Consider the following 18097-nt stretch of genomic DNA (forward strand, 5'->3'; position numbering starts at 1 on the left):
CATGGTAGATCTCAGCCATGTCAGATGCCGCCTCCGAACTTGAGATGCTGCGCGCTGAGCTGGCGGCCACGAGGGCCGAACTGGCCCGCTCGAATGCCGTGGTGTCGGCATCAGAGGCGCTGATCGCGGGACTGAAGTTCGAGATCGCGATGCTCAAGCGCGAGAAGTATGGCCGCAGCGCCGAGCGCACCGCCCGGCTGCTCGATCAGCTTGAGTTGCAGCTCGAGGAGCTGGAAGCCGCCGCGGCCGAGGATGCCATTCGCGCCGAGCAGGCCGCAGAAAAGGCGACAAAGGTCCGTGCGTTCGACCGGCGCAAGCCCGTCCGCAAGGCGTTCCCCGAGCATCTGCCGCGCGAACGGGTGGTGGTCGAGGCGCCGACGGCCTGCGCCTGCTGCGGGTCGGACCGGATCAGGAAAATGGGCGAGGATATCACCGAGACGCTGGAGGTGGTGCCGCGGCAGTGGAAGGTGATCCAGACCGTCCGCGAGAAGTTCACCTGCCGGGATTGCGAGAAGATCTCGCAGCCGCCCGCTCCATTCCACCCGGTTCCGCGGGGATGGGCGGGGCCAAGCCTCCTGGCCATGATCGTGTTCGAGAAGTTCGGACAGCACCAACCGCTGAACCGCCAAGCCGAACGCTATGCCCGCGAGGGCGTGGAACTCAGCCTCTCCACGCTCGCCGACCAGGTTGGCGCGGTGACCGAGTTGCTGGAGCCGCTGTATACACTGATCGAAGCCCATGTCATGGCCGCGGAGCGGTTACATGGCGATGATACGACGGTCCCGCTGCTGGCCCGGGGCGGCACGAAGACGGCCCGGCTCTGGACCTATGTCCGTGATGATCGACCTTTTGGCGGCACCGCCCCGCCGGCAGTGGCCTTCCGCTTCTCCCGCGACCGCAGCGGTGAACATCCGACCCGGCATCTCGCGGGCTGGCAGGGCATCCTGCAAGCTGACGCCTATGCCGGATACAACCAGCTTTACGACCCGAAGCGATTGCCAGGGCCTGTTGCATCGGCCCTGTGTTGGTCACACGCCCGCCGCAAGTTCTTCGAGCTGGCTGACGTGGAAGGGAATATCCGCAAGGGCAAGGACGCCAAGGAGATCTCGCCTATCGCATTCGATGTCGTCCGGCGTATCGACGCCCTGTTCGACATCGAGCGCGAGATCAACGGGGCTGATCCGGCGGATCGACTGGAGGCCCGGCAGCGCCTATCGGCCCCGTTGGTCGAGGATCTGGAGCGTTGGCTGCGCGGCGAACGCGCACTCCTGTCCAAGCACGCCAAGGTAGCCAAGGCGATCGACTACCTGCTGGCGCCGAACCATTGGCCGGGCTTCACTCGGTTCCTCGACGATGGCCGCGTCTGCCTGACCAACAACGCGGCAGAAAGATCGCTCCGCGGCGTGGCCCTCGGCAGGAAGTCCTGGCTCTTCGCGGGGTCCGAGCGCGGCGGGCATCGCGCCGCCTTCATGTATTCCCTGATCGGCACCGCAAAGCTGAACGACATCGACCCGCAGGCTTGGCTTGCCGACGTCATCGCCCGCATCTCCGACATGCCGGTCTCGCGCCTGCACGAGTTGCTGCCGTGGGAATGGTCCCGACCTGTCCGGCTATTGACGGAAGCTGCATGATGGCGCGGGTCACGCAGGTCTACAGCATCGATGAGGTCGCAAGGCGGATCGGGGAAAGCCTTGAGCTGATCGAAATCGTCAGTTGGAACGACGATAACATCGACTACGGCGAGATGATCCGTGTCTACGATGGCACCGACGAAAGCCTCGTCACCTTCACCGAACGAGGCATCGAGTCCCTTCAGGAGCTTCTGGCGGACTTGCGCACCTGGGAAGGCGGTATCCGCCAGTTCCTCATCGACGAACAGTGTGACCCAGACGTCATCAAAACCATCATGGCACACGAGAAAAACGCCTGATCCAAGACGGCCCTCGGCGCATGCTTACGCTTCTTTGAATCCTGCCCAAGAACGTTGGCAGGTGCGGCAAACGGACCTTGCAAGGACGAGATTGGCTAGCTGAAGCTTCAGGCGCTAGGCGCTAGGCGCTAGGCGCTAAGGCCGCCCGCCGAGGCGGATCTGCCAAGGTGCCAGAGACTTTGGGTGTCGCTGTATATCTGTCGCCCCACAGTGGATTCCGTCCTCGCCTGATGCATGCCTGAATTGGCGTGCGAGAGAGGCTCCGTCGTCCATCGGGTGACGCATCCCGGCTGCGGATAGCCAAGGCAGAGATACCGATATGACACGTGCTTCACTGTTCGCGACCAATTGCAAAGGTTCGGCGGCGCGCAGAGGTCGCACCGGATCACCGGATCACCGGATCACCGGATCACCGGCTGGCCGGTCGTCGCAGCCGAAGCCAATGCAAGCTGTGAAGGTCCTTAGACCAGTCTGCCTTCCTCCATCGCGGCGCGGACGAAGCCTGCGAAAAGCGGGGCGGGCTCGAAGGGTTTCGACTTCAGCTCGGGGTGGGACTGGACGCCGATGAACCACGGGTGGTCGGCATATTCGATGACCTCGGGCAGCTTGCCGTCGGGCGACATGCCCGAGAAGCAGAGCCCCGCATCCTCCAGCTGGGCGCGGTAGGTGGCATCGACCTCGTAGCGGTGGCGATGGCGGTCCTCGATCTCGGTCACGCCGCCATAGATTTCCGAGATGCGCGAACCCTCGGCCAGGACTGCGGTATAGGCGCCAAGCCGCATCGTGCCGCCCTTGTTGTCACCGATCTTGCGCTGGACGGTATAATTGCCCTGCACCCATTCCTTGAGGTGATAGACGACGGGGGTGAAGCGGGTCTCTCCGGCCTCGTGGTCGAATTCCTCGGACCCTGCGTCGGGCATGTCGGCCAAATTGCGCGCGGCCTCGATCACGGCCATCTGCATGCCCAGGCAGATGCCCAGGTAGGGCACCTTCTTCTCGCGGGCGTAGCGGGCGGCGGCGACCATGCCCTCGGTCCCGCGCTCTCCGAAGCCGCCCGGCACGATGATGCCGTGATAGCCGTCCAGCAGATGCGCGCCGTCGCCCTCCAGCTTTTCGCTGTCGACCCAGTCGGCCTTGACGCGAACGCGGTTGGCCATGCCGCCATGAGTCAGAGCCTCGGCGATGGACTTGTAGGCGTCTTCAAGCTGCGTGTACTTACCGACGACGGCGATGTTGACCTGGCCCTCGGCATGCTCCAGCCGGTCCATCACGTCTTCCCATTTCGACAGGTCGGGACGCGGGGCGGGGCTGATCGCAAAAGCGTCCAGGACGGCCCGGTCCAGCCCGGCGCGGTGATAGGCCAGGGGCGCCTCGTAGATGGTCTTGAGGTCATAGGCAGGGATCACGCTGTCGGGGCGCACGTTGCAGAACAGCGCGATCTTGGCGCGTTCCTTTTCCGGGATCGGATGCTCGGATCGGCAAACCAGCACGTCGGGGGCCAGGCCGATGGACTGCAACTCCTTGACGCTGTGCTGGGTGGGCTTGGTCTTCAGCTCTCCGCTGGCTGCCAGATAGGGCAGCAGGGTCAGGTGCATCAGGATGCATTCGCCGCGCGGACGCTCGTGGATGAACTGGCGGATCGCCTCGAAGAAGGGCAGGCCCTCGATATCGCCCACCGTGCCGCCGATCTCGCACAGCATGAAGTCGACCTCGTCGGCGCCAATCGACAGGAAGTCCTTGATCTCATTGGTGACGTGCGGGATCACCTGGATGGTCTTGCCCAAATATTCGCCGCGGCGTTCCTTTTCCAGGACGTTCGAATAGACGCGGCCGCTGCTGATGCTGTCGGTGCGGCGCGCCGCGACGCCGGTGAAGCGCTCGTAATGGCCAAGGTCGAGGTCAGTCTCGGCGCCGTCGTCGGTCACGAAGACCTCGCCATGCTCGAACGGGCTCATCGTGCCGGGGTCGACGTTCAGGTAGGGGTCCAGCTTGCGCAGCCTGACGGTAAAGCCGCGGGCCTGCAGCAGCGATCCCAACGCCGCCGAGGCCAGCCCCTTGCCAAGGGACGAGACGACGCCGCCGGTGATGAAGATGTAACGCGCCATGAGGCCCCCGTGATGTGCAAATTCTGTCAGTCTGCGGGCCGTCTGGACGACCAGCATCACGGGAGTCGGAGAATAACCGAATAGCCCCGTGGCCGCAACGGACCGCAAGTTCAGGTGGGGCGGAAAGGCGCCGCCCCAATCGATGGTGTGTCGCTCAGTTGGCGGGCGGGGCCTGCGGCTCGGCCGGCGGAGGCGTGATGGCGTCCGCCGGGGCTTCGTCCGCCGGGGCCGCGGCTGCCGGGGCCTCTGCCGCGGGTGCGTCGGCGGCAGGGGCTTCGGCGGCGGGTTCGGTCGGCGCCGGCGCCGCTTGCGGTTCGGCTGCCGGTTCGGGCGCCGCTTCTGGGGCCGGCGGGGTCAGCGGGTTGCCCCCGGTCGCGGGCGGCGGCGCATAGGCGGGAAGGCCCGGCAGCGACGGCGCGTCGGGCTGGCTGGTTTCGGGGGCGCCGATCTGGTCCAGGACCGACCCTGTCGTCGCCTGGCGCGCCGCAAGCACCGTCAGCGCCAGCGAGGTGCAGAAGATCGCGATGCCGAAGATCCAGGTCAGCCGGGTCATGGCGCTGGCCGCCTGACGGCCGGACATGACGCCGCCTGCGCCACCGCCGCCGCCCATGCCCAGCCCGCCCCCTTCGGAACGTTGCAGCAGCACGACCCCGGTCAGCAGCACTGCCAGGATCAGATGGACGGTCAGAATGACGTTTTCCACGGCTTTCGGCCTTTCATTTGCGGACGCGCCTATCTAGTCACCCCGACAGGTGATGGCAAGCAAGAGTGTCCCATGACGGCGGTGATGATTCAGGGCACCGGCTCGAATGTCGGAAAGTCGCTGCTGGTCGCGGGACTGTGCCGCGCGGCGCGCCACAGGGGGCTGTCGGTCGCGCCCTTCAAGCCGCAGAACATGTCGAACAACGCCGCCGTGACGGCCGACGGCGGAGAGATCGGCCGGGCGCAGGCGCTGCAGGCGCGAGCCTGCGGGCTGGAGCCGCATACCGACATGAACCCGGTGCTGCTGAAGCCTGAAACAGACACGGGATCGCAGGTGATCCTGCAGGGCCGCGCCATCGGGCGGGCACAGGCCCGCGACTATGCCGCCCTGAAGTCGCGCCTGCTGGAGGGTGTGCTGGAGAGCTTCGCGCGGTTGCGGCGCGGGCACGACCTGGTCATCGTCGAGGGCGCCGGCAGCCCGGCCGAGGTGAACCTGCGCCCGCGCGACATCGCCAACATGGGATTTGCCCGTGCGGCGGGCGTCCCGGTCGTGCTGGCGGGCGATGTCGACCGGGGCGGAGTGATCGCGCAGATCGTCGGCACGCAGGCGGTGATCGATGCGGGCGACGCCGCGATGGTCCGGGGTTTCCTGATCAACAAGTTCCGTGGCGACCCGCGGCTCTTCGACGACGGCTATCGGCTGATCGAGGAGCGCACCGGTTGGCGCGGCTTTGGGGTCGTGCCGTGGTTCGCCGGCGCCCACCGGCTTCCGGCAGAGGATGCCGTGGACCTGCGCGCGGGGCGCGGGAACGGGCTGCACGTCGTCTGCCTCACCCTGTCGCGGATCGCCAATTTCGACGACCTCGATCCCCTGGCGGCCGAACCCGCGGTGCGGCTGACGATGCTGGGGGCGGGGCAGGCGATTCCCGGCGATGCCGACCTGGTGATCCTGCCCGGCACCAAGTCCACGATGGGCGATCTGGCCTTCCTGCGCGCGCAGGGCTGGGACGTGGATTTGGCCGCGCATCGGCGGCGGGGCGGGCATGTCCTGGGCATCTGCGGCGGCTATCAGATGCTGGGACATGTCATCGGTGATCCCTCCGGTGCGGATGGCGTGGCGGGGCAGGTGCCGGGGCTGGGGCTTCTGGACGTCACCACCGTGATGTCGCCCGAGAAGCGCGTGGTTCGTGTGACGGGCACCGCGACGGGCCAGCCGGTAACGGGATACGAAATCCACATGGGCCGCACCTCCGGGCCCGACTGCGCGCGTCCCTTTGCCCATGTGCCGGATGCAGATGGGGCCGTCAGCGCGGACGGGCGGGTCATGGGCAGCTATCTGCACGGGCTGTTTTCGGACGATGGGTTCCGGGCGGCCTATCTGGCGCGGCTTGGCGCAGCGTCGCAGCCCGGCTTCGAGGCCGGTGTCGATGCCGCGCTGGACGACCTGGCCGATCACCTGGAGGCGCATCTGGACGTGGCCGGGCTGCTGGCGGTCGCGCGCTGAGGTGGATGTGACCCGCTGGTGCTGGACGAGGGCGGGGCTTCGCGCTACCTCAAGGCCATGGAACATGCAAAGCCGCCCCTGACCCTGTACCTGGCCGCCCCGCGCGGTTTCTGCGCCGGTGTGGACCGCGCGATCAAGATCGTCGAGATGGCGCTGCAGAAATGGGGCGCCCCCGTCTATGTCCGCCACGAGATCGTGCACAACAAGTTCGTCGTGGACAGCCTGCGCGACAAGGGCGCCGTCTTTGTCGAGGAGCTGGACGACTGCCCCGACGATCGCCCGGTGATCTTCTCGGCCCACGGCGTCCCCAAGGCGGTCCCGGCCGAGGCGCAGCGGCGGCAGATGGTCTATGTCGACGCGACCTGTCCGCTGGTCAGCAAGGTCCATATCGAGGCCGAGCGTCACCACGCGAACGGCTTGCAGATGGTGATGATCGGCCACGAGGGCCACCCAGAGGTTCTGGGCACCATGGGCCAGCTGCCCGAGGGCGAGGTGATCCTGGTCGAGACGGTCGATGACGTGGCAAGGGTTGCGCCCCGCGATCCGCAGGCGCTGGCCTTCATCACCCAGACGACGCTGTCGGTGGATGACACGGCGGGGATCGTCACTGCGCTGAAGGCGCGGTTTCCGGCGATCGTGGGGCCGGCCAAGGAGGACATCTGCTATGCCACCACCAACCGGCAGGCGGCGGTGAAGGAAGTGGCGCCCAAGATCGACGCATTGCTCGTGATCGGGGCGCCGAATTCCAGCAACTCGAAGCGGCTGGTCGAGGTGGGGCGGGCCGCGGGTTGCGCCTATTCGCAGTTGGTGATGCGGGCCGACCAGATCGACTGGCGGGCCATGGAGGGCGTGCACGCCGTCGGCGTCACGGCAGGCGCCAGCGCGCCCGAGGTGCTGGTGGACGAGGTGGTGGGCGCGTTCCGCGCGCGTTTCGACGTAACGGTCGAGATCGTCGAGACGGCGATCGAGCGGGTCGAGTTCAAGGTCCCGCGCGTGCTGCGCGAGACGGCCTGAGCGCCGGCCCGGAACATTACAAGAAGTAAGGAGCGGCGGTGCGGCTTTATTCGATGCCCTCGTCGGGCAACAGCTACAAGGTGCGGCTGCTGGCGGCGCTGACTGGCCAAGCGCTGGAGCGCGTCGACTGCGGGGCGGGATCGGCCGCGCTGGCCGAGGCAAAGGCGGCTGGGGTGCTGCCCTTCGGCAAGCTGCCCGCCCTGGCGCTGGACGGCGGCACCGTGCTGGGCGAATCGAACGCGATCCTGTGCTTTCTGGGCGAGGAAACGCGGTTCTGGCCCGAGGATCCGGTCCTGCGCGCCCAGATGCTGGGCTGGATGTTCTGGGAGCAGTACAACCACGAGCCGGTCATCGCCGTGCGCCAGTCGCTGCTGTGCTATCCCGACCGCGCCGCCGATGCCACGCCCGAGCGGATGGCCGATCTTCTGGCGCGCGGGCAGGCGCTGCTGGCGGTCATGAACCGGGCGGTTGGCGGGCAGGACTGGCTGACGGGTCAGCCGAGCCTGGCCGACATCTGTCTTTACGCCTATACCCACAGCGCCGAGACGCGGGGCGGGTTCGACCTGTCGGGGATGCCGAAGCTGCGCGCCTGGCTGGCGCGGGTCGCGGCACTGCCGGGACATGTGGCGATCAATGGCTGAGTTGTTCGCGTGGACCGACGGCGCCTGCAGCGGCAATCCCGGCCCCGGTGGCTGGGGCGTCCTGATGCGCGCGCTTGAGGGCGGGACCGTCCTGAAGGAACGCGAGATGGCCGGGGGCGAGGCCGCGACCACCAACAACCGGATGGAGCTGACGGCCGCGATCAGCGCGCTCGAGGCGCTGACGCGGCCCAGCCAGATCGTGATCGTCACCGACAGCGCCTATGTGAAGAACGGCGTCACGCAGTGGATCCACGGCTGGAAGCGCAACGGCTGGAAGACCGCCGACCGCAAGCCCGTGAAGAACGTCGAGCTGTGGCAGCGGCTGGATGCCGCGCAGGCGACGCACAAGGTCGAATGGCGCTGGATCAAGGGCCATGCCGGCCACCCCGAGAACGAGCGCGCCGACGAACTTGCTCGTGAAGGAATGGCCCCGTTCAAATGACGCTGGACCCGCTGGTCGCCGCGCTGGATTACGGTTCGGTCCTGATCTTCGCGCTGACCGGGGCGCTGGTCGCCAGCCGGGCACAGCTGGACCCGGTGGGCTTCATCTTCATGGCGGCGATGACGGCCGTGGGTGGCGGGACCCTGCGTGACCTGATCCTGGGGCAGCCGCAGGTCTTCTGGGTGGCGCGCCCGTCGCTCATCGTCGTGGCGGCGGTGGCCGCGATGGTTGTCTTCTGGACCGCGCACCTCTTCGAAAGCCGCTATCGCCTGCTTCTGTGGCTGGACGTCTTCGCCCTGTCGGTGGCCGTGCCCGCGGGCGTCGGGGTGGCGCTGGAGGGCGGGTTCAGCCCGATCATCGTGGTCATCATGGGTGTCGTGACCGGCACCTTCGGCGGGTTGATGCGCGACGTCGTCGGCAACGAGGTGCCGCTGGTCCTGAAGCAGGGAGAGATCTACCTGACCGCCGCCTTCGGTGGCGCGCTGGTGGCGGTGGCGCTTGTCTGGCTGGGGGCGGGGCAGGCCCCGACGCTGGTTGCCTGCGGGCTGGTGACCTTCGTGCTGCGGGCAGGGGGCCTTGGGCGCGGCTGGCGGCTGCCGGTCTATCGCCCGCGCCCGCCGCGAAACCGCTAGCGCAGCACCGGCGGGCCGCTGCGGCCGGCGTCGACGTTCTGCACTCCCGCCCGCAGTCCTTGGCCGATGCGGTGGGCCAGCTGCGACCAGGCCCGCGCGCTCCAGGGCGGCAGGGTGCGGCGCAGCGATTCGTCGAACAGCGCCAGCCAGATCTCGAAATGTTCGGGGCGGACATTGCCGGCCTGCAGGTGCGCGCGCATCGGGCTGCCGTTGTAGCCCGCCTTGTGCATGATCGCGCCCTTCCAGAAGGCGGTGATCCGATCCTCGTGCGCGGACCAGTCGCCCACATGTTCGGCAAAGACCGGCGCCAGCACCTCGTGCCGACGCACGGCGGCATAGAAGATGGCGACGACGCGGGCGATCTCGGCCTCGGTGATGTCGAAACGGGGGGGCAGGCTGTCCATGTGCCGCATCTGGGGCAGGGCGGGCGCGGTTGCAAGGGGTTTGCGATGGCGCTATGGCAGGCCTCCGGTCGCAGCCCACCCGGTCAAAACAGGAGCCCGAGATGAGCCATTACACCGACGCGCTGACCCAGCTTGGTGCCGACGCCCCGCTGCCGCAGCACCCTGACGACGCCGTGTTGGAGCGCGTGCCGAACCCGCAGCCTGGCCAGACCTATGCCGTGCGCTTCACCCAGCCCGAGTTCACCAGCCTCTGTCCCCTGACGGGCCAGCCCGACTTTGCGCATCTGGTGATTGACTATGTCCCCGGCGACTGGCTGGTCGAATCGAAGTCGCTGAAGCTGTTCCTTGGCAGCTTTCGCAACCACGGCGCGTTCCACGAGGACTGCACCGTCGGCATAGGCCGTCGCATCGCCGACCTGCTGGCGCCGCAGTGGTTGCGGATCGGCGGCTACTGGTATCCGCGCGGCGGCATGCCGATCGACGTGTTCTGGCAGACAGGCCCCGCGCCGGACGGGCTTTGGCTGCCGGACCAGGGCGTGCCGAGCTATCGCGGGCGCGGCTAACGCAGGGATCGCCACAGGACCGACAGCGTGTCGACCAGATCGCCCGCCCGCGCCAGAAGATGCTCGGGCGCGACGGCGTCGGCACCCGTGTCCAACTGCGCCATCAGGCGCGACAAGCGGCGGCGGTGGATGCCCGTCCACAGCTGCACCGGGTCGGCGATCAGCCCCGCGAAGGTTGTGACAAGCGACCCGGCGACGGTCAGTGCGACGCCGGTGGCGATGACCGCCAGCGGCGACAGTTCGACCGGGAAAGCCCAGTACCAGGCGCGACCCAGCGTGTCGCCAAGCGCGAAGTCGCGCACCGCCGCGCCATGCGCCCGCATCTGCGCCATCGGCCCGGCAAGCGAGATCATTCCGGGTGTCGGGCGGTGGAACAGCACGAAGCCCAGACCCAGCACGATCAGCGAGGTGGTGATCTCGGCTACGGCGTTGCGCGTTTCGGCATGGCGGCGGATGGCGTCGGCGATGCGGTCTGGTGGCGCGTCGGGGCCAAGGCCCTGCGACTGAAGATCGGCGATCAGCGCCGTCAGGTCGTCCTCGATCCGGGCCGACACGTCGGAGCGGAGAAACACCCGGCGCGACCGCAGCCAGCGTCCCGCGCGCCCGGCCCCCAGCCGCGCCAGCACCCAGCCCAGAAGCTGCATCAGCAGCGCGAAGGGGGCCAGCATCACGTTCAGCGGTGCGCGCAGCAGGTCTCTGCCCAGGGCGTGGCGATGCAGCGCCAGCGTGCCCCGCGGGCCATACCGGCGGGCGGCAAAGCGGCGCAGGGCGGCGTCCCGGCGCGTCGTTTTCGTGCGAAGCGTGGCAGGCTGCATCAGGGTCCCCATGGCTCTCGGCAGCCTAACCCGGGCGCCTCGGCGGCGCTAGGTTCGGCGCTTGCAGGCAATGTCCGCGCTTTCTATAGAAGGCGCATGAAATTCCCGGCGTTCGGATCCCGAATTAGCAGCCCGGCGGCGTGAGGTCTCACGCCGCCGGGTCTGCCTTGTCCGAACATCTTTCGAAGGAACGCCCGATGGCCGACGCCCCGACGCCCGAAACGAAGACCGACGCCCCCGACTATCGCGACACCGTCTTCCTGCCCCAGACCGACTTTCCCATGCGCGCCGGCCTGCCCCAGCGCGAGCCGGAGTGGCTGGAGCGGTGGGCGCGCATCGGCATCTATGATCGGCTGCGGGAAAAGGCGGGCGACCGGGCGCCCTTCGTGCTGCATGACGGCCCGCCCTATGCCAACGGGCACCTCCATATCGGCCATGCGCTGAACAAGACCATCAAGGACATCATCGTGCGCAGCCACCAGATGATGGGTCGCGATGCGCGCTATGTGCCCGGCTGGGACTGCCACGGCCTGCCCATCGAATGGAAGATCGAGGAAAAGTACCGCAAGGAAGGTCGCGACAAGGACGCGGTCGACGTGGTCGAGTTCCGCCAGGAATGCCGCCGCTTCGCCGACGAATGGGTGGGTATCCAGCGCGACGAGTTCCAGCGCCTGGGGATCACCGGGGCTTGGGACCGGCCCTACCTGACGATGGATTTCCATGCCGAGGCGGTGATCGCGGCCGAGTTCATGAAGCTGTTGATGAACGGCTCGCTCTATCAGGGATCGAAGCCGGTGATGTGGTCGCCGGTCGAGAAGACGGCCTTGGCCGAGGCCGAGGTCGAATACCACGACCACACCAGTCACACGATCTGGGTTCGGTTCCCGGTGGCGTCCCAGTCGGACTTCGCGCCGCTGGACGGTTGCATGCGCACCGACCTGCTCCAGGCATCGGTGGTGATCTGGACCACGACGCCTTGGACGATCCCGCAGAACCGGGCGGTCGCCTTCAATCCGGCCATCGCCTATGGCCTCTACGAGGTCACCGAAGCGGCAGAGAATGCCACCGCCAGGGTCGGTGAGCACATCGTGCTGGCCGACGCGCTGGCCGAATCGGTGATGGGCGCGGCGAAGGTCACGGGTCACAGCCGCCTGCGCACGGTCGGTGCCGATGAACTGGCCGCGCTGGTGCTGGCCCATCCCCTGCGCGGGGTCGAGGGCGGCGCGGCCGAGTGGGATTACGACGTGCCGATGCTGCCGGGCGACCATGTCACCGACGATGCGGGCACGGGTTTCGTGCATACCGCACCCAGCCACGGCGACGACGACTATCAGCTGGGCCTGCGCTTCAAGCTGCCGATGACCTACAACGTCGAGCCTGACGGCAGCTACCGCAAGGACCTGCCGCTGTTCGGCGGAGAGGCCATCGTGGCGCCCGACGGCAAGGACGGCCCCGCCAATGTCAGCGTGATCAAGCAGCTGGCCTGGGCGGGCGCGCTGCTGGCCAAGGGCAAGATCAAGCACTCCTACCCGCATAGCTGGCGGTCCAAGGCGCCGCTGATCTATCGCAACACGCCGCAGTGGTTCGCCGCCATCGACAAGCCGCTGGACGATGGTTTGGGTCAGCATGGCGACACGATCCGCACGCGGGCGCTGACCTCCATCGACAAGCTGGTCAAGTGGTGGCCCCAGACCGGGCGCAACCGCATCCATTCGATGGTCGAGAACCGCCCCGACTGGGTGCTGTCGCGCCAGCGGGCCTGGGGGGTGCCGCTGACCTGTTTCGTGAAGAAGGGTGCCAGGCCGACCGATCCCGACTTCCTGCTGCGCGACGCGACCGTCAACGACCGCATCATCGCCGCCTTCGAGGCCGAGGGCGCCGATGTCTGGTATCGCGACGGCTTCAAGGCGCAGGTGCTGGAGGACATCGTCGCCCCCGAAGCCTATGAGCAGGTCACCGACGTGCTGGACGTGTGGTTCGACAGCGGCTCGACCCATGCCTTCGTGCTGCGCGACCGCGAGGATGGCGCGCCCGATGGCATTGCGGATGTCTATCTGGAGGGCACGGACCAGCATCGCGGCTGGTTCCAGTCCTCGCTGCTGCAGGCCAGCGCGACCCGGGGCCGTGCGCCTTATCGCAACGTGGTGACGCACGGGTTCACGCTGGACGAAAAGGGCATGAAGATGTCCAAATCGCTTGGCAACACCATCGTGCCCGCCAAGGTAATCGAGCAATACGGCGCCGACATCCTGCGCCTGTGGGTGGCGCAGGCGGATTATACCACCGATCAGCGCATCGGGCCCGAGATTCTGAAGGGCACCGCCGACAGCTATCGCCGTCTGCGCAACACGCTGCGCTTCCTGCTGGGCGCGCTGGCCGAGTGGGACGAGGCCGAGCGCCTGCCCGCCGCCCAGATGCCCGAGCTGGAGCAATGGGTGCTGCACCGGCTGGCGCAGCTGGATCATCAGGTCCGGCGCGGATACGACCAGTTCGATTTCCAGGGCGTCTTTCAGACGCTGTTCCAGTTCTGCACCGTGGACCTGTCGGCCTTCTATTTCGACATCCGCAAGGACGCGCTTTACTGCGATGCAGCCGACAGCCCGCGCCGGCGGGCGGCGCGGACGGTGCTGGACATCCTCTATCACCGGCTGGTGACGTGGCTTGCGCCGATCCTGCCCTTCACCACCGAGGATGTGTGGCTGTCGCGCTTCCCGTCCGACAGCGACAGCGTGCACCTGCGCGACTTCCCCGAAACGCCGGCCGACTGGCTGAACGAGCCGCTGGCGGCGAAATGGGACCATGTCCGCCGCGCCCGCCGCGTGGTCACCGCCGCGCTGGAACTGAAGCGGACGGACAAGACCATCGGCGCCAGCCTGGAGGCCGCGCCGGTCGTCCATGTCGACGATGCCGACATGCTGGAGGCGCTGAAATCGGTGGCCTTTGCCGATATCTGCATCACCTCGGATCTGTCGCTGACCCGCGACCCGGCCCCGAACGAGGCTTATCGCATGGCCGAGGCGCCGGGCATCGGCGTGGTGTTCGAGACGGCGGAGGGAGAGAAGTGCCAGCGTTGCTGGAAGATCCTTCCCGACGTCGGCACGCATGCTCATCCGGGCGTCTGCGCCCGCTGCGACAGCGTGCTGGGATGAGTGAAGCCGACCTGCGCGGGACGATCCTTGCGCAGGTCGACGCGCTGCGTCCCGGCACGACCTGCTGTCCCAGCCGGATCGCGCGGAACATTGCCGCGGACTGGCGGCCGCTGATGGGGCCGTTGCGTGCCGCGGCGCTGTCCCTGGCCGCAGAGGGGCGCATCTGCGTGCTGCAAAACGGGACAGATGCCGGACCGGACCCGCGAGGTCCCATCCGGCTGGGGCGACCCTAGATCAGACCAACCACCAGCCTCGCGACTTCAGCTGGTTGCGGATCTGCTTTTCCGGGGTGCCCCGGGCGCGGTCTGCAAAAATCGGGCGCACCTTCTGGCGGCCCTTTTCCTGATAGATCAGCTTTCGCGCCGGCTCCCACTCGCGAAGGACGCGCTTGACGGACCTGTCGGCGACGGCGGTCTCCAGCCGCTCTATCACGGTATCGTCCTGCAGGGCATAGAGCAGCGGCAGCTTGCGATAGTGACAGGTGATGTCACCATCCAGCCCGTCCAGTTCGGGGCCGGGACGCCCGCCGCCAAGGCTGTGGACGACCGGCGGCAGGACGACCTGGTCCAGCCAGGGGACCATCACCTGGCAGGCCAGTTCATTATGCGGGTCGTCGCGAAGCGCCAGCGCCCAATTCAGGAAGCGACGGCCGAACTCGGCCGAATCGGCGCCGAAGAACCAGCCGGCGTTGAAGTAGAGGTAACGTTCCCAATGTTCGTCTGGCTGCGACAGGTCAAGCGTGGAGGCGAAATCCAGCCCGAAGCGGTCGTAGATCGACTTCCAGATCGCGCCGAAGCCCGGACCATAGAGCGGTGGCTTCGGCCAGGTCCCCTCGCGGCGCATCGAGGCCGAGGGGCGGCCGAAATCGAACGGAACTCGGTCCAGCGGGCCGGTCACCAGCGTGTCGGTGTCAAAGAAGACGAACGGCTCTGCCGGGGGCAGCAGGGCAAGCGCCTCGATCTTGTTGCCTTGCGGGTAGGCGGCGCCGAAATGTTCGGCGACAAAGGGGCGGATCTGGGCGCCGAGGTCGGTCAGCAGATCGCGGCAGGGCTGGCTGATCCGGGTGTCGTGCCCGGCCCAGGCCCCCTCGGGCAGGGGTTCGGCGACGATGACGGGCGCGGTCCAGTCGGGGGCGGCGGCCCGCAGGCTGGTCAAGAAGATCAGGGCCTCGTACTCGAGCCGCCCGGCCTGAGCCACGATCAGAAGGTTCGGCTGCGTGTTTCCGTGCTTCGACACCTGTCCTCCCAAGGATTGACCTGCGGCGATGATAGGTGTCTCGCGCCTGCAGCAAAACCCGTGATCGAAATGCCGCGGGCCGACGACCCACAGGCGGTCGTCACCGTCACGATGTCAAAAGGGGAAATGGTGGGCGACCTTGGAACGGCCACCAATCCCGCAAGAACCTGATTTTGCTGGCACTCTGATGTGCGCGGGTTGCGTTGTGTGACCCCGGATTGTCGCACCTGTGGTAGTGCTGCGCAAGTGCCTCCAATTCTAATCACCTGCGCAACGGTGGCTGCTAGACGGAAGAACTCCATCTAAGCTAGGCTGGTGTCATTGATGTCAAAGGCTTATGAGGCGCGCCGTGCTTGAACTCATCGTCCTAGCTGTGCTGGGCTATGCCGCATTCACTTGGCATACTACGTCGCGCGGAAAGCGGTTCGTCCGCGCATACGCATACTTGAAGCTGCTAGACGATGGAATGTCACCTGCCGAGGCAAACGGCTTCGCACTGCGGTTTCTATCTCGCTATTCTGATCCTGACATCGACCTTGATCTCATAAACGACGCTACCGGCTACACTAAAGCGGGTGGGAAGCAGTTGCCGGTCATCGCTGCCGCGCGCAAGCATGGCTTCATTGGATAGCCGATTGCAAAAATCCGACAAATTTTTGCGCAGGGGCATCTATCCCCTCTGCGACACAGCACTTCCCCCATGGCCCCCACTTGCCAGGATCGGCACCAGCAGGGCAGCGCCGGATGCAAACTACCCTGCCCTAGCCCGACCCGTTGCAGGACGCTACGTCAGGCGGACAGCCTACCCTAACCATGCAATAGCGCGCATATAACATTCACAACCTACGTTGACATTCGAAATGAGCCTGTGCTAAGGCTGCCGCACGGGCCGATTGTGCCCGCTAGCAGGGACAGCAGCATGAAGCGGTATGTGATCTACAAGCGCGTCAGCACAGTCAGCCAGGGTGAAAGCGGGCTAGGGCTGGATGCACAGGACCGGGACATTCGCCTGTTCCTCGATACCTACAGCGACACGCCCTACGAAGTAATAGCGGAGTGCGTTGACGTGCTGTCCGGCAAGACCGCAGACCGCCCGCAGCTACAAGAGGCGCTGGCGTTGGTCCGCAGCACCGGAGCAGAACTGCTTGTCGCCAAGCTGGACCGCCTGTCCCGCAAGGTGTCGTTCATCGCCACGCTGATGGATGATCCGAAAGTGCGGCTGCGGGTCGCTTCCATGCCCCACGCCGACAAGTTCCAGCTTCACATATACGCGGCACTTGCTGAACAGGAACGCGAGTTCATCAGCTTGCGGACCACGGCAGCACTGGCCGAGGCGAAAGCACGGGGCGTTAAGCTGGGCGGACTGCGGGACAAGACCATGCAGCGCAACGCGGCCATACAAGCGAACGCCGCAGCTAGGGCGCAGAAGGTTGCGGGCATCGTGATACCACTACGAGAGGCAGGAAAGCCGCTGCAAGAGATAGCGGACCATCTGAACAGTGCCGGGGTTCCGACTGCACGGGGTGGATCATGGCAGCCCTCACAGGTGAAGCGCGTCCTTGATCGGCTGGGGGCATGATGCCTGACGACATTCTCCGCCAGTTTGGCATTGACCCTGCCACCTTGGAACCTCTGGGGGACTATTCCTGGGCGTTTGATCCGTGGCTGGAAACGGATAACCCCAGCATTCGCGCTGTTGTGGAGAAACTGGCAGCACCCGCCATGCAGCTTTGGACCGACAGCAGGCAGCGGAGGCACAAGAAAGTGCAAAGTAACGTAGCGAGTTGCCTGCAAGTTATCCTGTTGAACCTGATCCGTGCAGCAAAGCACGACACCCGGCTGTTAGTTGGTATCGGCACAGGGCATGAGGCGCTGAATAGTGCCAAGCGATATAGGCCCGAGTTCATGGCCGAACGGGCATTCATCGACGCAATGGAAGCCTTGGAGAATGCGGGCATCATTGCACGGACTGCGGCACCATTTCACTACAGCCGAGGCGGACAAGTCACGCGATACCGGCTTACAGACGCTGCCATGTTAGAGTTAACCGGACATCCTATAGAGAAGAAGGCCGGTTTCCTGCAGGACTTCACAACATCCCCTGCTAGAGAGACGATCCGGCTCAAGGACAAGGGTGTGAGCAAGGGCAAAGGCCGCAGGCTGCCAAGGTTGTGCCGTTATGACGACACGGAAGTGACACAGCAGATGCGAGACAACCTCTCACGCATCAATCCCGTGCTGGCGGGCGCTGCTCTCATCCCCGGCTGCAACATCTCTGCGGGCGACTATGACGACACCCGCCCTGGAGATTACAGCCAGATTGAATACGGGAAAACTCTTTATCGGGTATTCAACCACGGTTCATTTGATTTAGGCGGGCGCTTTTATGGCGGATGGTGGCAGTATGTCCGCAAACACATTCGGCCCGGCATTCTAATCAATGGACACCGAACAATTGAGGCGGATTACTCCGGCCTGCATCCGGCAATCTTGTTCGCTGAAAGAGGATTGGACATTCCGCTTGATCCTTATTCAGCCGTCACTGATCTATCCAATGGGAAAGACCGGGACTGGCGGAAGGCAGTGAAGCGGACGTTCAATGCCCTGCTGAATGCAGACCGGAGGACGCAAGAACCGCGCGACTTTGACCTGTCACCCTATGGGATCAGCAAGCCCGAGTTTCAGCAGATGATCCGGGCTGCCTTCCCTGAACTGCAAGACGCATTCGGCTCGGGAGCAGGGCGAAGGCTCCAGCGCATCGACAGCGACCTCATGGAAGCAATCCTGCTGCACTTCGCTGACCAGGGCATTCCGGCCTTGCCCGTCCATGACAGCGGAATAATCCAAGAGGATCGGCGGGACGAACTGCTCGATGTCATGCAGGATGTGTTCAAGCATAGATACGGCAAGACCCCGCCTGTCCGAATTGAGTAAGAACCACCGCGCCCACCCCACCTATT

At 66.1% G+C, this 18097-nt stretch carries 18 protein-coding genes; 13 read left to right on the plus strand and 5 right to left on the minus strand.

What is annotated here, in order from left to right; translation table 11 throughout:
- Positions 1–17 precede the first annotated feature (17 nt).
- Both tnpC and OC159_RS01520 read left to right on the plus strand, forming a co-directional pair.
- The gene (tnpC, locus tag OC159_RS01515; protein ID WP_265499376.1) at positions 18–1631 is read left to right on the plus strand and encodes an IS66 family transposase; all 1614 of its coding nucleotides are present in this window, start codon (positions 18–20) and stop codon (positions 1629–1631) included.
- Complete coding sequence (locus OC159_RS01520) at positions 1628–1930, plus strand: hypothetical protein (protein ID WP_265499377.1); 303 nt, start codon at positions 1628–1630, stop codon at positions 1928–1930. The genes tnpC and OC159_RS01520 overlap by 4 nt, the downstream gene beginning before the upstream one ends.
- Before the next feature lie 461 nt (positions 1931–2391).
- Here OC159_RS01520 and OC159_RS01525 read toward each other — a convergent pair whose 3' ends face one another.
- Both OC159_RS01525 and secG read right to left on the minus strand, forming a co-directional pair.
- Complete coding sequence (locus tag OC159_RS01525; RefSeq protein ID WP_265499378.1) at positions 2392–4035, minus strand: CTP synthase; 1644 nt, start codon at positions 4033–4035, stop codon at positions 2392–2394.
- Between the two features lie 154 nt (positions 4036–4189).
- Positions 4190–4738, minus strand: a complete 549-nt coding sequence (secG, locus tag OC159_RS01530) for a preprotein translocase subunit SecG (protein WP_265499379.1) — start codon at positions 4736–4738, stop codon at positions 4190–4192.
- 72 nt (positions 4739–4810) lie between these two features.
- On the opposite strand from secG, the gene OC159_RS01535 reads away from it, so the two are divergent.
- From OC159_RS01535 to OC159_RS01555, 5 genes are read left to right on the plus strand one after another with little or no spacing between them, the layout of a single operon-like run.
- Positions 4811–6241 (plus strand): cobyric acid synthase, encoded by a 1431-nt coding sequence (locus OC159_RS01535; protein ID WP_265499380.1) that lies wholly within the window; start codon positions 4811–4813, stop codon positions 6239–6241.
- Positions 6242–6298: 57 nt separating this feature from the next.
- On the plus strand, positions 6299–7255 hold the full coding sequence (ispH, locus tag OC159_RS01540; protein ID WP_265499381.1) for a 4-hydroxy-3-methylbut-2-enyl diphosphate reductase: 957 nt from the start codon (positions 6299–6301) through the stop codon (positions 7253–7255).
- A 38-nt stretch (positions 7256–7293) separates the two neighbouring features.
- Positions 7294–7896, plus strand: a complete 603-nt coding sequence (locus OC159_RS01545; protein ID WP_265499382.1) for a glutathione S-transferase family protein — start codon at positions 7294–7296, stop codon at positions 7894–7896.
- Entirely contained in the window at positions 7889–8338 is a 450-nt protein-coding gene (rnhA, locus tag OC159_RS01550) for a ribonuclease HI (RefSeq protein WP_265499383.1), read from the plus strand. The genes OC159_RS01545 and rnhA overlap by 8 nt, the downstream gene beginning before the upstream one ends.
- Positions 8335–8970: a trimeric intracellular cation channel family protein gene (locus OC159_RS01555; protein WP_265499384.1), complete on the plus strand. Its 636-nt coding sequence runs from the start codon at positions 8335–8337 to the stop codon at positions 8968–8970. Before rnhA ends, OC159_RS01555 begins: the two co-directional genes overlap by 4 nt.
- On the opposite strand, the gene OC159_RS01560 is transcribed toward OC159_RS01555, so the two are convergent.
- Complete coding sequence (locus OC159_RS01560) at positions 8967–9374, minus strand: group III truncated hemoglobin (RefSeq protein ID WP_322626697.1); 408 nt, start codon at positions 9372–9374, stop codon at positions 8967–8969. The genes OC159_RS01555 and OC159_RS01560 overlap by 4 nt on opposite strands.
- Positions 9375–9475: 101 nt before the next feature.
- Here OC159_RS01560 and queF point away from each other — a divergent pair, with 101 nt between their 5' ends.
- Positions 9476–9937: a preQ(1) synthase gene (gene queF / locus OC159_RS01565; RefSeq protein ID WP_265499386.1), complete on the plus strand. Its 462-nt coding sequence runs from the start codon at positions 9476–9478 to the stop codon at positions 9935–9937.
- Here queF and OC159_RS01570 read toward each other — a convergent pair.
- Positions 9934–10752 (minus strand): DUF6635 family protein, encoded by an 819-nt coding sequence (locus OC159_RS01570; RefSeq protein ID WP_265499387.1) that lies wholly within the window; start codon positions 10750–10752, stop codon positions 9934–9936. The genes queF and OC159_RS01570 overlap by 4 nt on opposite strands.
- Positions 10753–10949: 197 nt before the next feature.
- Between OC159_RS01570 and ileS the strand changes: the two genes are divergently transcribed.
- Together ileS and OC159_RS01580 are read left to right on the plus strand one after the other, a co-directional pair.
- On the plus strand, positions 10950–13901 hold the full coding sequence (ileS, locus tag OC159_RS01575) for an isoleucine--tRNA ligase (protein ID WP_265499388.1): 2952 nt from the start codon (positions 10950–10952) through the stop codon (positions 13899–13901).
- Complete coding sequence (locus tag OC159_RS01580; RefSeq protein WP_265499389.1) at positions 13898–14134, plus strand: DUF3253 domain-containing protein; 237 nt, start codon at positions 13898–13900, stop codon at positions 14132–14134. Before ileS ends, OC159_RS01580 begins: the two co-directional genes overlap by 4 nt.
- A 1-nt stretch (position 14135) precedes the next feature.
- Here the strand turns inward: OC159_RS01580 and OC159_RS01585 are convergent, their stop codons facing one another.
- Positions 14136–15137, minus strand: a complete 1002-nt coding sequence (locus tag OC159_RS01585; protein ID WP_265499390.1) for a hypothetical protein — start codon at positions 15135–15137, stop codon at positions 14136–14138.
- Positions 15138–15603: 466 nt separating this feature from the next.
- Here OC159_RS01585 and OC159_RS01590 point away from each other — a divergent pair, with 466 nt between their 5' ends.
- The 3 genes from OC159_RS01590 (at position 15604) to OC159_RS01600 (ending at position 18071) form a co-directional block, all read left to right on the plus strand.
- Complete coding sequence (locus OC159_RS01590) at positions 15604–15768, plus strand: hypothetical protein (protein WP_265499391.1); 165 nt, start codon at positions 15604–15606, stop codon at positions 15766–15768.
- 300 nt (positions 15769–16068) lie between these two features.
- On the plus strand, positions 16069–16716 hold the full coding sequence (locus tag OC159_RS01595) for a recombinase family protein (protein WP_322626698.1): 648 nt from the start codon (positions 16069–16071) through the stop codon (positions 16714–16716).
- Positions 16713–18071, plus strand: a complete 1359-nt coding sequence (locus OC159_RS01600) for a hypothetical protein (protein WP_265499393.1) — start codon at positions 16713–16715, stop codon at positions 18069–18071. The genes OC159_RS01595 and OC159_RS01600 overlap by 4 nt, the downstream gene beginning before the upstream one ends.
- The last annotated feature ends 26 nt before the right edge of the window (positions 18072–18097 follow it).

It is taken from the genome of Paracoccus beibuensis (assembly GCF_026162625.1).
Classification (GTDB): domain Bacteria; phylum Pseudomonadota; class Alphaproteobacteria; order Rhodobacterales; family Rhodobacteraceae; genus Paracoccus; species Paracoccus beibuensis.

Bases quoted from the DNA above. Each gene is read 5' to 3' on its own strand.
- tnpC (WP_265499376.1), top strand. From the start codon at position 18: ATGTCAGATGCCGCCTCCGAACTTGAGATGCTGCGCGCTGAGCTGGCG.
- OC159_RS01520 (WP_265499377.1), top strand. From the start codon at position 1,628: ATGATGGCGCGGGTCACGCAGGTCTACAGCATCGATGAGGTCGCAAGG.
- OC159_RS01525 (WP_265499378.1), bottom strand. From the start codon at position 4,035: ATGGCGCGTTACATCTTCATCACCGGCGGCGTCGTCTCGTCCCTTGGC.
- OC159_RS01535 (WP_265499380.1), top strand. From the start codon at position 4,811: ATGACGGCGGTGATGATTCAGGGCACCGGCTCGAATGTCGGAAAGTCG.
- ispH (WP_265499381.1), top strand. From the start codon at position 6,299: ATGGAACATGCAAAGCCGCCCCTGACCCTGTACCTGGCCGCCCCGCGC.
- rnhA (WP_265499383.1), top strand. From the start codon at position 7,889: ATGGCTGAGTTGTTCGCGTGGACCGACGGCGCCTGCAGCGGCAATCCC.
- OC159_RS01555 (WP_265499384.1), top strand. From the start codon at position 8,335: ATGACGCTGGACCCGCTGGTCGCCGCGCTGGATTACGGTTCGGTCCTG.
- OC159_RS01560 (WP_322626697.1), bottom strand. From the start codon at position 9,374: ATGGACAGCCTGCCCCCCCGTTTCGACATCACCGAGGCCGAGATCGCC.
- queF (WP_265499386.1), top strand. From the start codon at position 9,476: ATGAGCCATTACACCGACGCGCTGACCCAGCTTGGTGCCGACGCCCCG.
- OC159_RS01570 (WP_265499387.1), bottom strand. From the start codon at position 10,752: ATGCAGCCTGCCACGCTTCGCACGAAAACGACGCGCCGGGACGCCGCC.
- ileS (WP_265499388.1), top strand. From the start codon at position 10,950: ATGGCCGACGCCCCGACGCCCGAAACGAAGACCGACGCCCCCGACTAT.
- OC159_RS01580 (WP_265499389.1), top strand. From the start codon at position 13,898: ATGAGTGAAGCCGACCTGCGCGGGACGATCCTTGCGCAGGTCGACGCG.
- OC159_RS01590 (WP_265499391.1), top strand. From the start codon at position 15,604: ATGTCACCTGCCGAGGCAAACGGCTTCGCACTGCGGTTTCTATCTCGC.
- OC159_RS01600 (WP_265499393.1), top strand. From the start codon at position 16,713: ATGATGCCTGACGACATTCTCCGCCAGTTTGGCATTGACCCTGCCACC.